Source organism: Picosynechococcus sp. PCC 7117 (genome assembly GCF_001693275.1).
GTDB lineage: Bacteria > Cyanobacteriota > Cyanobacteriia > Cyanobacteriales > MRBY01 > MRBY01.
Map to the genome: position 1 here is coordinate 1,304,231 of NZ_CP016477.1, position 11,701 is coordinate 1,315,931.

Below are 11,701 nucleotides of genomic sequence, written 5' to 3' on the forward strand. Positions count from 1 at the left end.
TTGTTTATTTTAAGCCAGTAGTAATTTATAAAAATATTTAATACTTAAGTCAATAAGTGTATGAATAAAAATAATAGCCTTTTAGGAAGTTTTTATGTATTTGTTTTTGTATTAATTATATTATCTATTCCGATTTTTATGATTACGTTTGCCGATTCTAAAATACGCTCAGAGATAAGGGATTGGCTGAAAGTAATAGGGAGCTGCCTCATTCCATTAGCCCTCTTCTATCTAAACAAAGAATTTGATAAAAGAACAAAAATGGAAGAAGAGTTAAAATCTAATGAGTCCAGGGAAAGAACAGAAAGTAAAAATGTGCAAAATTTCATGAAAAATATCAATGATATCATTGATGAAATTAGGAAAATCGAACCGACCAGCAGCGAAGAAGAAAAAGATTCTTTAAAATTTGCTCGTGCTCTTACCGTTGAGATTTTAAGCACTGTAACTAGCTCAGCGAGAAGAAATTCAATAATCTATTTTTTAAGATCTCTTGGAATAACTACGGAAAAATATAAGCTTTTTAATCATCTTCTACTTGAAAACTGTGATTTAAAGGAAATCATCATAGTAATGGACAACTTTTCTTATTCTTTATTTAGTAATAGTAATTTATCTGGGAGCAAAATCCAATGTGTGGAATTTTATCAAGCAGATTTTCAAAATGTGGATTTTAGCTCTTCCAAAATTTTTAATTCTCGCTTTAATAATATTGATGGGGAAGAGCTTATTTTCAGAAATGTAAAAGGAGTTTCTAATGATTTTAGAGGGGCCAATTTGAAAAACGCTGACTTCTCAAAGGCATGTTTAATGAATTCTAATTTTTCTCCAGGTCTAGCTGGAGAGACACATCTAAGAATAGATACGGATCTAACAAATGCTAAATTTATCGAAGCAGAATTAACTGCTTCAGTTTTAGATTGTACTATCTTACATAATACAAATTTTAGCGGTGCTCAATTGGAAAATGCTTCTTTACGCAATGTACAAAACATTGAGACAGCAATTTTTAATAATGCCCAACTAAAAGATACACGTCTTTCTAAAGCTCTTTCTCCAGAACAAATAAAACAATGTAAGGTTTATGAACCGATTATAGAATAGCTCAAAGCAGAATTTAAGAAGGTGGGGACGAGTATAAAAACTTTAAAATCAAGCTGCCCGATCGCCCACTGGTCTTGAAGAATTGAAATCGCCTGGTTCAGGTCAGCATAGACTAGAGTGACCCTGGTGCCATAGACCTGAACTTCTGGGGGTAAGGAACTGGGCAGTTCATCAGGAAAATCAATGGTGATACTGCCGGAAACCAGGACAAGACTGTTGGAATAACGCTGGGCGATCGCCTCCAAACTTTCCCCTAGCGGTTCATCATTAAAACCCTGGGTAAATGTTTGATTGACTAGTTTACGATAAACGTAGATGTTTTGGAAATGGATAACTGGAAAGAGTAATGTCTGATGCTTCTTTATCACCCCAAACCCCAGAAGTGTATGCCGGTTACTACGGCAAATTTACGATCACCGCTGCCGATCGCCAGGAGGTTTTTCTTTATCGTCTGGGGTTGGCGATCGCCGCTGGTGCCTTTAGCTTTGGTACTGCTTTAGCTATTGCTTTAGGCGATCAGGGTTGGACGCAGGGATTAATTTCTGGACTATTCGTCGCCTTTTGTGGTGGTCTGGGTCTCAGTTTGGCCAAGATTCATATTTATCTCATTCCTCTACACCGACTGCTCCAGGGCTTTTGGCTTGTGGGCTGTGGTGCGGCGATCGCCTTCGGTCTCATTTTTCCAGAACCGCTATTCGTCACCGTTTTAGAAAAACCCCACACCCTCTGGGGCATTGGCTTTCTTTTTGCCGCCTTGACGGGAATTTTCTTTAAAGAGGGCTTTTGTTTTCGACGTTTGGAAACAATGCTTTTGACGCCCCTGGTGCCCCTGCTGCTTTTGGGTCACTTGACTCAGCTTTTACCGTTAGCAGTTGCCCAAATTGGGTTCAGTCTGTGGAGCGTTTTATTCATCATTTTTGCGGCTCGGAAATTTACACAAAAGCCCGCCGATGATATTGGTGATAAAAGTGTATTTGACCATCTCAAACAAACCCAATAATTAATGCCCCTCGTTACTGCTGCTGCCCTAGTTGACCAGGCAAACAATGGCCAAGTGGTGAGCTTCCCCACGGATACCGTGCCTGCCCTCGCGGCCAAACCCGACGCCGCCCCCCTGATCTATCAATTGAAACGGCGATCGCCCGATAAACCGCTGATCCTGATGACGGCTTCCCTGCCGGAGATTTGGGACTATGTGGTGGGTAGTGAGACAGAAAAAGCGCAATGGCAGGCGATCGCCCAAGAATATTGGCCAGGGGCATTGACCCTTGTCCTACCTGCTTCTGAAAAGGTTTCGGCGGCGATGAATCCAACCAATTCCGGTACCATTGGCGTCCGTGTCCCCGATTTGGCCTTGGCCCAAGGGATTTTACGCAAAACAGGCCCCCTCGCCACCACCAGCGCCAACCGTTCTGGTAGCGACCCCCTCGAATGGATGACGGCGATCGCCAAAGAATTTCCCGAAATCCCGGTGCTCGATTGCACAACCCAGGAACAAACGGGCAAAATTGGCAGTGGACAGCCCTCGACGGTGGCCCAGTGGACAGGCTCCGGCTGGCGCATTCTCCGTCAAGGGGCAGTGAGCCTTAATTTGTAAATTTGTAAAAAATAATTTGTGTTTAAGCGCGGTCTTGGTTTTGGCGCATCCCAAAGACAAGGCCCAAGCCGACGATCCCCGCTAGGAACGAATAGGCAAAGTAATCATGGCTGTGTTCTGGTTGGGGCAGTTCGCTAATGGCGTTGGCGTCGATCCCCTCTGCTTGGACGGGCACAATCAGGCGATCCCAGTGGCTATCGTCGGCGGAACCAATTTCTACGGCCCAGTCCCCGGCCTTGGTGGTGTCGGCTTTGAAGCTAAATTTCCCGTTTTCATCGGTGCGACCAATCATGATCGGTTGGTCAGGATTTTCTGGAGAGTAAACCGTAACGGGGGCATTGGGGAAAACTTCGCCATCGCCAAAGGTGCTTTGGAGCTCGAAATTGTCGAAGCGCACTTGGAAGTTCGTTTCAATGGCGTGGGCAAGGGCTGCTTTGGGGGCGAGACAGCCGACTGACAAGCAAGTGATGGTGGTGAGGAGAGACTTAATATTCATAGGTACTTTACTGAAATAGGGCGTAACCTGAAACCTAGGGTATTTTAAAAAATCTGAGGCACCAGCGCGAACGGGCCAGGGCCTTAAAATTGGCTTCAATTATAGCCAACCTTTCTGGGAAAATTTGTGAGGCAAGTTTTTCGCCCAAAACCTAGGATTTGACCTGGGCGCCGTGGCTACGGGGATCACTCTGGCGGGGTTTTTGATTGGGGCGATCGAGTTTAGAAACCTGGCCCTGGTCGTAGGTGTAGGGTAAGTCGTTGTGGGCGAGGAGGGCATTGAGGTCGGCTTCTAAAATACTGCGGGGTTGTTCGCCAATGGTTTCGGCGATCGCCTCACCAGTTTCATCAAGGAAAACAAAGTGGGGAATGCCATCAACGCGGTATTTCAGCACTTCCGGGAGCCATTTGCCGTTATCGACATTGAGCATCACAAAATTGAGGCGATCGCCGTAGGTTTGTTTGATTTGCCGAAGATCCGGGGCCATGGCCTGACAACTGGTACACCAATCCGCATAAAATTCCATCAAAGTCGGGCGACCATTGTCGAGGGCGACGGTGAGGGGCACAGCTTCGGCGGCCTGGGCTTCGAGGGTAGCGGCAGGGGGCTGGAATTTGATCCCCAGGGCGAGGGATACCGCCAAGGCGATCGCCACCAAACCAATTACGAGACCTTTGAGTTTATTTTGTCCAGAATTTGTGTCAGTCATAGCTAAGGGCCAGATTCCAAGTAAAACTTATAAGTATTGTAAAGGGCGCGTTCCGTCAGAAAAATCCGATAAAGTAAGAAGCCTGAGTTTTTAACCCACATTTTTCACATCGCTCTAAAAAAAGGCATCGAGGCGCAACATGGCAGAACAGGATTGGATCATCATTGGCCAGGTGGTGGCCGCCCAGGGTCTTAAAGGGGAAGTGCGAATTAATCCCAGCACTGATTTTCCTGAACGCTTCGAAGTGCCCGGTCAACGGTGGTTACAACTACCCAACCAAGACCCCCAGTCGGTAGAACTCGAACGGGGCCGACAAATCCCTGGCAAAAATTTATTTGTGGTGAAATTTGAACATATCCAAGACCGCACCCAAGCAGAAAATATCCGGGGTGCCAAAGTCCTGGTGCGGGCAGGCGATCGCCCCGAACTCGAAGCCGACGAATACCATGTCAGCGACCTGATTGGCCTTGAGGTATTTGATTACAACACCCAAGCAAAACTAGGGATTGTCAGCGATCTCTACACGGCGGCCCAGGACGTCCTCGAAGTCACCGATGCCAACCAGAAAAAGCACCTTGTCCCCTTCGTGAAAGCCATTGTCCCCGTCGTTGATCTGGTAGAAAATCGCCTGGAAGTGGATGCCCCTCCCGGACTTTTTGAGATTTAAGTACCAAAACTCCGCCTGTAAATCTAGAAAAAAGGCGATCGCCCCCAGGGAAAAATCCGTCCAGGGTGAGCAGTCAGGATAGAATAATCCTTTGTTCTATACAAAAACTTAAGGATCTGTAGCCCTCGTGCCCACGGGAACTTCCCCCAAACCCCGCCCCCGGCGACACGACCCGCAGTATCCGACCCAAACGAAACATTTATATTTAATCGAATTGTTATGGCTAAAGTTCTTGTTTCCGACTCTATCGACCAAGCCGGAATCGATATCCTCTCCCAGGTCGCCCAAGTAGACGTTAAAGTCGGATTACCCCTCGAAGAACTCATCAGCATTATTCCCGAATACGATGCCCTGATGATTCGCTCCGGGACCAAAGTCACCAAAGAAGTGATCGAAGCCGGTAAAAACCTCAAAATCATTGGCCGTGCTGGGGTTGGTGTTGACAATGTCGATATTCCCGCCGCCACCCGCCAAGGGATCATCGTCGTCAACTCCCCCGAAGGAAACACCATTGCCGCCGCCGAACATGCCCTCGCGATGATGTTGTCCCTCTCTCGCCACATCCCCGATGCCAACCAGTCCGTCAAAGCCAAAGAATGGAACCGGAAAAAATTCATCGGCGCAGAAGTTTACAAAAAGACCCTCGGCGTTGTCGGTCTCGGCAAAATTGGTGCCCACGTAGCTAGCGTCGGTAAAGCCCTAGGCATGAAGCTCCTCGCCTACGATCCATTTATCTCCGAAGAACGGGCCGGACAATTGGGTTGTCGCCTCGTCGATCTCGATTACCTGTTCCGGGAAGCTGACTACATTACCCTCCACGTCCCCAAAACCCCCGAAACTACCCATTTAATTGGCGAAGAGTCCATCGCCAAAATGAAACCCACCACCCGCATTGTTAACTGTGCTCGCGGTGGCGTTGTTGACGAAGCCGCCGTTGCTAAAGCGATCCAAGAAGGTCGCCTTGGTGGGGCCGCTTTGGATGTTTTTGAAGAAGAGCCCCTGGGTGAATCCGAACTCCGGGCCTTGGATAATGTCGTCCTTACGCCCCACTTGGGTGCTTCTACTGCTGAAGCCCAGGTAAATGTTGCCGTTGATGTTGCCGAGCAAATTCGGGATGTCATTTTAGGGTTGCCAGCACGCTCTGCGGTGAATATTCCTGGCCTCAATGCCAACGTCATGGAAAAACTGCGTCCCTATCTCCAGTTGGCGGAGACCCTAGGGAACATGGTCGGTCAGTTGGCCGGGGGCCGCATCGAAAAATTAAATGTGACCCTCCAAGGGGATTTAGCCGAAAAAGAAGCCAAACCCTTGGTTGTGGCTGCTCTCAAAGGCTTACTTTCTCCGGCATTGCGGGAACGGGTCAACTATGTAAACGCAGAAATTGAAGCGAAGGAACGGGGCATCCGGATCATTGAAACCCGTGATGAATCGGTACGTGATTACACCGGGGCTATTCACCTAGAAGCCACTGGGGCCGATGGGGAACACTCCGTCAATGGGGCGCTGTTGAGTGATGGGGATATCCGCATTACCAGTATCAATGGTTTCCCAATCAATGTGCCGCCGACGGGCTATATGCTCTTTACGCTCCACCGGGATGTGCCGGGGATTATCGGGAAGATTGGTTCTCTGCTGGGCAGCTTTAATGTGAACATTGCCAGTATGCAGGTGGGCCGCAAGATTGTCCGGGGTGATGCCGTGATGGTACTGAGCTTGGATGATCCGCTGCCAGAAGGCGTTCTGAGTGAGATTACGAAGGTAACCGGCATCCGGGATGCCTATACGGTTAAGCTGTAAGGTTAAGCTACGGGGGAAAGGTCTCTGGATACTTTCCCCTGGCCAACGACAAGGGGAAAAAGATGACAACAACTTGGTGGGAATTACAGATCCTCTGCGACCCGAGTTTAGAAGAGACGATTTTCTGGCGCTTAGATGATTTTGGCTGTCGGGGAATGGCGGGGGAGCAGAAGGGGCAGTCCTACCTGATTCGTGCCTATAGTCCTCAGGCGGAGTTTGATCATTTAGATCTTGCGGCCTTAGCGCTGCTACTGAAACAGGATGCTTTACTTGCCCGTTTGCCTAAACCCGCGGTTAAGTGGCATCTCATTGATGAGGAAGATTGGTCAAGTAGCTGGAAGAGCCATTGGCAACCCCAAGAAATTGGCGATCGCCTGTTGATTTACCCAGCCTGGTTAGAAGTGCCCACCCATTCAGAACGCCTCCTATTGCGCCTCGATCCGGGTTCTGCCTTTGGGACTGGCGCTCACCAGACCACCCAACTGTGCCTCGAAGCCCTAGAAATGCGTTTAGGGCAGCAACCAGAAACCCAGGTAATCGCGGATATTGGCTGTGGTTCGGGGATTCTTTCCATCGGGTCTCTCCTTTTGGGGGCGAAGCAAACCTTTGGGGTGGATACGGATATTTTGGCGGTGACTGCCTCCAACAGTAATCGGGCGCTCAATAACATCGAACCAGAGCGCATGGTCGTCGCCCAGGGTAGCATCGATACCCTTCCCCAAATGTACCCGGAGCCCTTTGACGGGATTGTTTGTAATATCCTGGCGGAAATTATTATTGAGCTGATCCCCAAGATGTCGGCGATCGCCAAACCGGACACCTGGGGCATCCTCAGCGGCATTCTGATCGAACAAATTCAACCCATCGCCGATACCCTCGAGCAAAATGGCTGGGCGATCGCCGCCCTCTGGAAGAAAGACGAATGGTGTTGCTTCAATATCCGCCGAAACTAAGTCTTTTTGCGCAAATGTGACAAAGTGCCGAAAAAAACAACCCACCCCCAGCAAATCAGTTCATAATAATTGACACTAGATGTGCAATTAAACTGAATGGCATGAGTGACAACACTTCCCTTCCCCCCATTTCCCGCCGTAGCGCCCTCAAACTCCTTGGGGTGGGAGCCGCCGGATCGATGGTCGGGTACACCCGCTTCGCCAAACCCCACCCGACGATCCACCAGCAAGAATCCTTGGATTTACCCCACTATCACACCCAGGGGAAAAAAGTCGTTGTCATTGGGGGCGGTTTAGCAGGGCTGGCCGCTGCCTACGAATTAAGCCAACGGGGTTTTCAGGTCACGCTGTTAGAAAAAGCTCCCCAACTCGGTGGCAAGGTCGCCAGTTGGAAAATTAATGTCGGTGAAGACGAGTTCATGATGGAACATGGCTTCCACGGCTTTTTCCCCCAGTATTACAACCTCAAGAGCTTGGTCAGTGAACTGAGCATCAACGACAATTTTCAATCCTTAGATTTTTATTCCCTCGTTTTCAAAGATCCAGACCGCTATCGCCCGGAGGTGTTTCGTCCCAGTAATACCGCCTTTCCTTGGAATATCGTGGATCTCGCCATTTCTTCGCCGAACCGACTCCGTTGGGGCATTAACCTCACAAAAATTAAGCATTTAGAGGTTTTCCACGCGATCACGGGCTTTAAAATCCCCCGCACCTACGACACCTACGACACTATTACCGTGGCGGATTGGGTCCGGGGTGAATTTCCCCAGGGCCTTTATGACCTCTACTTTTTGCCCTTTGCTAAATCTAGCCTCAATGCTCCTGATACCTTGAGCACAGGGGAATTGCTGCAATTTTTCCACTTCTACTTTTTTGGGAACCCAGAGGGCCTGGCGTTTAACGGCACCGTAGATGACATGGGCACGAGCCTCGTTCAACCCATTGCCAATGCCATCCGCGCGAAAGGGGGCCAAATTTTGACCGATGTGTCCGTCAGCGAAATTCAATGTCAGGACAACAAAATCCAGGCGATCGCCTACCAACAGGGAGACGAGCAAACGGATGTGCCTTTTTGGACGAAGCAGAATGAATTGATTACCGATGACAGTCTGGAATACTACGGCGCTGGAGATGCAATGTATGCGGTCAATCCGGCAACGGAGGAGGGCTTGTCCTTAACCTGTACCCACCAGGGTTGTACCGTCGGTCGGCAACCGGATGGATCTTTCCTCTGTCCCTGCCATGGCGCTCGCTATGATGCCAATGGTAAACGCCTGAGTGGCCCCGCCCAACGGGATTTAGCTCCCTTTAAAGTCCAGGCCCGTGAAGCTGATCAGGTACAGTTAGTAGCCGAAAATCCCAGTGATGAACTCCAGCGGGGCACCCTTGCCGCCGATTATGTGGTGCTGGCGACGGACGTACCTGGAACTCGCCATTTATTTACCCGCTTAGTGGGAGACCGGGATCCAGAGGCAGAACGTAAAGTTGATCAATTGGTGGTTTCTGATCCCTTTGCGGTGGGACGGTTCTGGTTGGATCGAGATTTCCCCTGGGAGCACAGTAAGTTTGCATCATTGTCGGGCTATGCCTTGACCGATAGCATTACCCTGTATCACCAAATCCAGACCCAGTTTAAGGATTGGGCCGCCCGCACCGGGGGCAGTGTGGTGGAGCTCCATGCTTACTGTTACAAGGAAAAAGAATTTCCCACCCAAGAGGCACTGTTGGCCACCTTTGAGCAGGAACTATACGAAATTGTACCGGAACTCAAGGGAGCGACGGTGCTTCATCGGCAACTGGTGAACCAAAAGAATTTCTCTGGCTATCCCCCCAATAGCTATGGCGATCGCCCCACCACCGAAAGCGAAATTAGCAACCTCATGTATGCAGGAGATTGGGTAAAAATGCCGTTCCCCTGTGGCTTAATGGAACGGGCGATCAGTAGCGGCTTGCTCGCTGCCAATAGCGTTCTCCAACGGGAAGGGATACAGCGGCGGCCGATTCTCTCGGTGAATCCAGAGGGAGTTTTTAAAATCTAAATTTATTCAGATTTGGTCTGTTTGAGTTTGGCGATCGCCCCGACAAAACCCAAGACCACCAGCACGTTGGAGAGGGTCAAAAAAGATTCAGCGCTGCCATGGAGCCAGTCCACATTTGCCAACTCTTCGCCATATTGCACCTGGGCGTAAATGCCGGCGGGAATGGAGATCGCCACAAAAACGAGGAGGACGTAAAAGCCGATCAGGGCCAGTTTTGGCGTTTTCCCGGATTTGGTCAGGAACCATAAAAAACCGAGATAGGGAAACAGGGACAGGGCAAAAAAAGTTTCTTTGGAGAACATTATGGAATAATCAGCAACCAAGGGGCGTTTGTCTCCGTATTTTAAAGGATTCTGTCTATTTGCTTTGATGTCGTCGCTCCAAATCATTGATCAAAAAAATCCAACCTTCTTTGCTGAAGCGTTTCAAAAAGCGATCGCCCGTCACGAATCCGTGTTGCTGGTCAATTCTACTTGGCAAACTTCAGAACGGACACAAATTAAATCACTCTTAGGGCAAGATCAAAGGCCAGAACTTCTAACAAAAAAATCCCACATTTTAATTCCCACTGGCGGCACATCAGGACAGCTAAAGTTAGCAATTCATACCCCTGAAACCTTGTCTGCTTCGGCCCAGGCTTTCCAACGTTTCTTCGCTTTAGAACGGGTAAATTGTTTTTGTATTTTGCCCCTCTACCATGTCAGCGGCTTGATGCAATGGTGGCGATCGCATTTGAGTGGGGGGGACTTTAAATTCGGCGACTATCAAGCTCTAAAACGCGGCATTTTGCCGGATTGGGATGTCAGTAATTTTTGTCTATCCCTAGTACCAACTCAATTACAAGTATTACTTCAAATTTGCCCCCAATGGTTGGCCCAGTTCCGCTTAATATTACTCGGTGGTGCTCCGCCTTGGCGATCGCTCCTTGAGCAAGCCCGGCAATTGCAGCTCCGGATTGCTCTGACCTATGGCATGACGGAAACCGCTTCCCAGGTGGTAGCCCTAAAACCAGCAGACTTTTTAGCTGGCAAAGATTGTGCGGGCCAAGTTTTGCCCCATGCCAATTTATCTTTATCAAAAACGGGTTTAATTTCCATTGCGGCCCAATCGTTATTTCTCGGTTATTATCCCAAGTTTGATCATCCTAAAATTCTAAAAACCGATGATGTAGGTCACTTCGATCAAGCAGGCTATTTACATTTATTGGGACGCCAAAGCCAGAAGATTATTAGTGGCGGTGAAAATATTTATCCAGCAGAAATTGAAGCGGCAATTCTAGGAACGAAATTCGTTAAAGATGCGGCAGTTTTGGGTTTGCCAGATCCTTACTGGGGAGAAGTTGTCATTGCTGTGCTGAGTTTGAAAAATCCAAGTGATTTAGACAGGGTAAAAATGGCGATCGCCAAGCAATTAAGCCCTTATAAACAGCCAAAACATTGGTTGCTGGTTGAACAATTGCCGCGCAATGCCCAGGGAAAGTTAAACCGAATCAAACTCCGCCAAATGATTGAAAATCGCTATCAGTAAAGGTTGAAACGACATTTTTGATGTAGATTTATGAAGCAAGCTTAATTTTGCCAATACATCTGCCATGACTGCCCTTAGTCCTACCCACATCAACCCCAGCTACGCCCAACGTCATCCGCTGCGGGTCGTCGCCTTCGGGGATAGTTTGGTGTATGGGTTTGGCGATCCAGTCCGGGGTGGTTGGGTCGAGCAATTACGGCTCCACTGGATGGGCAATCCCCAAGGCCATGTGCTCTATAACCTCGGTGTGCGCGGTGATACGGTGAAATTGGTGGGCGATCGCCTTGGAGCCGAGTACCAACAACGGGGTGAATTGCGTAATAAACAGCCGGATTTAATTTTATTGTCCGTCGGGGTCAATGATTCGCCGCGCCTGGGGCGTCCCGATGGGAAAAGTTTTACGGATTTTGACCTTTTCCAAAGCCAGTTAGACAATTTATTAGCACAGGCGCAACAATTTTGTCCGGTAATTTTTATCGGTCAAGTGCCCGTTAATGAAGCTAAAATGCCCTTTCTCGACTGCCTATATTACAGTCACAGCGAACAATATTGTTACAAAGAATTGACGAAAAAGCTGTGCGGCGATCGCCAAATTCCGTACCTAGATATTTTTGATTTGTGGCTCAGTCGTGGCACCCACTGGGTCAATGAGCACCTCAGCGCCGATGGTCTCCACCCCAACAGCGGAGGCTATGCGATGCTCTTTCAAGATGTGATCAACTGGCAGGCGATCGCCCAACTCGATTTTGGTAACACTTGCTCAATTTCATCGAAAACACCAGTATCCCTTGGGGTTTAAGATAAAAGTCAGT

Annotated in this window: 13 protein-coding genes; 9 read left to right on the plus strand and 4 right to left on the minus strand. The window is 48.7% G+C overall.

Annotated features, from left to right (window positions below; translation table 11 throughout):
• The first annotated feature begins 60 nt into the window (after window positions 1-60).
• Entirely contained in the window at window positions 61-1,104 is a 1,044-nt protein-coding gene (locus AWQ22_RS06360) for a pentapeptide repeat-containing protein (protein WP_065710528.1), read from the plus strand.
• Here AWQ22_RS06360 and AWQ22_RS06365 read toward each other — a convergent pair.
• Entirely contained in the window at window positions 1,083-1,472 is a 390-nt protein-coding gene (locus AWQ22_RS06365) for a hypothetical protein (RefSeq protein WP_065710529.1), read from the minus strand. The two genes, AWQ22_RS06360 and AWQ22_RS06365, sit on opposite strands and share 22 nt — an antisense overlap.
• Between AWQ22_RS06365 and AWQ22_RS06370 the strand changes: the two genes are divergently transcribed.
• Both AWQ22_RS06370 and AWQ22_RS06375 read left to right on the plus strand, forming a co-directional pair.
• On the plus strand, window positions 1,451-2,104 hold the full coding sequence (locus tag AWQ22_RS06370) for a DUF2301 domain-containing membrane protein (RefSeq protein ID WP_065710530.1): 654 nt from the start codon (window positions 1,451-1,453) through the stop codon (window positions 2,102-2,104). The genes AWQ22_RS06365 and AWQ22_RS06370 overlap by 22 nt on opposite strands.
• Window positions 2,105-2,107: 3 nt before the next feature.
• Entirely contained in the window at window positions 2,108-2,701 is a 594-nt protein-coding gene (locus AWQ22_RS06375) for an L-threonylcarbamoyladenylate synthase (RefSeq protein WP_065710531.1), read from the plus strand.
• Between the two features lie 22 nt (window positions 2,702-2,723).
• Here AWQ22_RS06375 and AWQ22_RS06380 read toward each other — a convergent pair whose 3' ends face one another.
• Together AWQ22_RS06380 and AWQ22_RS06385 are read right to left on the minus strand one after the other, a co-directional pair.
• The gene (locus AWQ22_RS06380; protein WP_012306864.1) at window positions 2,724-3,197 is read right to left on the minus strand and encodes a hypothetical protein; all 474 of its coding nucleotides are present in this window, start codon (window positions 3,195-3,197) and stop codon (window positions 2,724-2,726) included.
• Between the two features lie 151 nt (window positions 3,198-3,348).
• Window positions 3,349-3,906, minus strand: coding sequence for a thioredoxin family protein (locus AWQ22_RS06385; protein WP_065710532.1), 558 nt, complete (start codon window positions 3,904-3,906; stop codon window positions 3,349-3,351).
• A 139-nt stretch (window positions 3,907-4,045) separates the two neighbouring features.
• On the opposite strand from AWQ22_RS06385, the gene rimM reads away from it, so the two are divergent.
• The 4 genes from rimM to AWQ22_RS06405 all read left to right on the plus strand — a co-directional run bounded on the left by rimM (window position 4,046) and on the right by AWQ22_RS06405 (window position 9,362).
• Window positions 4,046-4,573: a ribosome maturation factor RimM gene (gene rimM / locus AWQ22_RS06390; protein ID WP_012306866.1), complete on the plus strand. Its 528-nt coding sequence runs from the start codon at window positions 4,046-4,048 to the stop codon at window positions 4,571-4,573.
• A gap of 219 nt (window positions 4,574-4,792) precedes the next feature.
• A complete protein-coding gene (serA, locus tag AWQ22_RS06395; RefSeq protein WP_012306867.1) occupies window positions 4,793-6,370 on the plus strand; it encodes a phosphoglycerate dehydrogenase in 1,578 nt (525 codons plus the stop codon).
• A gap of 62 nt (window positions 6,371-6,432) precedes the next feature.
• Window positions 6,433-7,323: a 50S ribosomal protein L11 methyltransferase gene (gene prmA / locus AWQ22_RS06400; RefSeq protein WP_062433597.1), complete on the plus strand. Its 891-nt coding sequence runs from the start codon at window positions 6,433-6,435 to the stop codon at window positions 7,321-7,323.
• A gap of 101 nt (window positions 7,324-7,424) precedes the next feature.
• Complete coding sequence (locus AWQ22_RS06405; RefSeq protein ID WP_084448967.1) at window positions 7,425-9,362, plus strand: FAD-dependent oxidoreductase; 1,938 nt, start codon at window positions 7,425-7,427, stop codon at window positions 9,360-9,362.
• Between the two features lie 2 nt (window positions 9,363-9,364).
• On the opposite strand, the gene AWQ22_RS06410 is transcribed toward AWQ22_RS06405, so the two are convergent.
• A complete protein-coding gene (locus AWQ22_RS06410; protein WP_030006473.1) occupies window positions 9,365-9,664 on the minus strand; it encodes a DUF3593 domain-containing protein in 300 nt (99 codons plus the stop codon).
• Between the two features lie 67 nt (window positions 9,665-9,731).
• Here AWQ22_RS06410 and AWQ22_RS06415 point away from each other — a divergent pair, with 67 nt between their 5' ends.
• A complete protein-coding gene (locus AWQ22_RS06415) occupies window positions 9,732-10,889 on the plus strand; it encodes a 2-succinylbenzoate--CoA ligase (RefSeq protein WP_065710534.1) in 1,158 nt (385 codons plus the stop codon).
• Window positions 10,890-10,953: 64 nt separating this feature from the next.
• Complete coding sequence (locus AWQ22_RS06420) at window positions 10,954-11,688, plus strand: GDSL-type esterase/lipase family protein (protein WP_065710535.1); 735 nt, start codon at window positions 10,954-10,956, stop codon at window positions 11,686-11,688.
• Window positions 11,689-11,701 lie beyond the last annotated feature (13 nt).

Excerpts from the sequence above, each read along its gene's own strand:
- AWQ22_RS06385 (WP_065710532.1), bottom strand. The coding sequence starts at position 3,906 with ATGACTGACACAAATTCTGGACAAAATAAACTCAAAGGTCTCGTAATT.
- AWQ22_RS06360 (WP_065710528.1), top strand. The coding sequence starts at position 61 with ATGAATAAAAATAATAGCCTTTTAGGAAGTTTTTATGTATTTGTTTTT.
- AWQ22_RS06405 (WP_084448967.1), top strand. The coding sequence starts at position 7,425 with ATGAGTGACAACACTTCCCTTCCCCCCATTTCCCGCCGTAGCGCCCTC.
- rimM (WP_012306866.1), top strand. The coding sequence starts at position 4,046 with ATGGCAGAACAGGATTGGATCATCATTGGCCAGGTGGTGGCCGCCCAG.
- prmA (WP_062433597.1), top strand. The coding sequence starts at position 6,433 with ATGACAACAACTTGGTGGGAATTACAGATCCTCTGCGACCCGAGTTTA.
- AWQ22_RS06380 (WP_012306864.1), bottom strand. The coding sequence starts at position 3,197 with ATGAATATTAAGTCTCTCCTCACCACCATCACTTGCTTGTCAGTCGGC.
- AWQ22_RS06420 (WP_065710535.1), top strand. The coding sequence starts at position 10,954 with ATGACTGCCCTTAGTCCTACCCACATCAACCCCAGCTACGCCCAACGT.
- AWQ22_RS06410 (WP_030006473.1), bottom strand. The coding sequence starts at position 9,664 with ATGTTCTCCAAAGAAACTTTTTTTGCCCTGTCCCTGTTTCCCTATCTC.
- AWQ22_RS06415 (WP_065710534.1), top strand. The coding sequence starts at position 9,732 with ATGTCGTCGCTCCAAATCATTGATCAAAAAAATCCAACCTTCTTTGCT.
- serA (WP_012306867.1), top strand. The coding sequence starts at position 4,793 with ATGGCTAAAGTTCTTGTTTCCGACTCTATCGACCAAGCCGGAATCGAT.
- AWQ22_RS06375 (WP_065710531.1), top strand. The coding sequence starts at position 2,108 with ATGCCCCTCGTTACTGCTGCTGCCCTAGTTGACCAGGCAAACAATGGC.
- AWQ22_RS06370 (WP_065710530.1), top strand. The coding sequence starts at position 1,451 with ATGTCTGATGCTTCTTTATCACCCCAAACCCCAGAAGTGTATGCCGGT.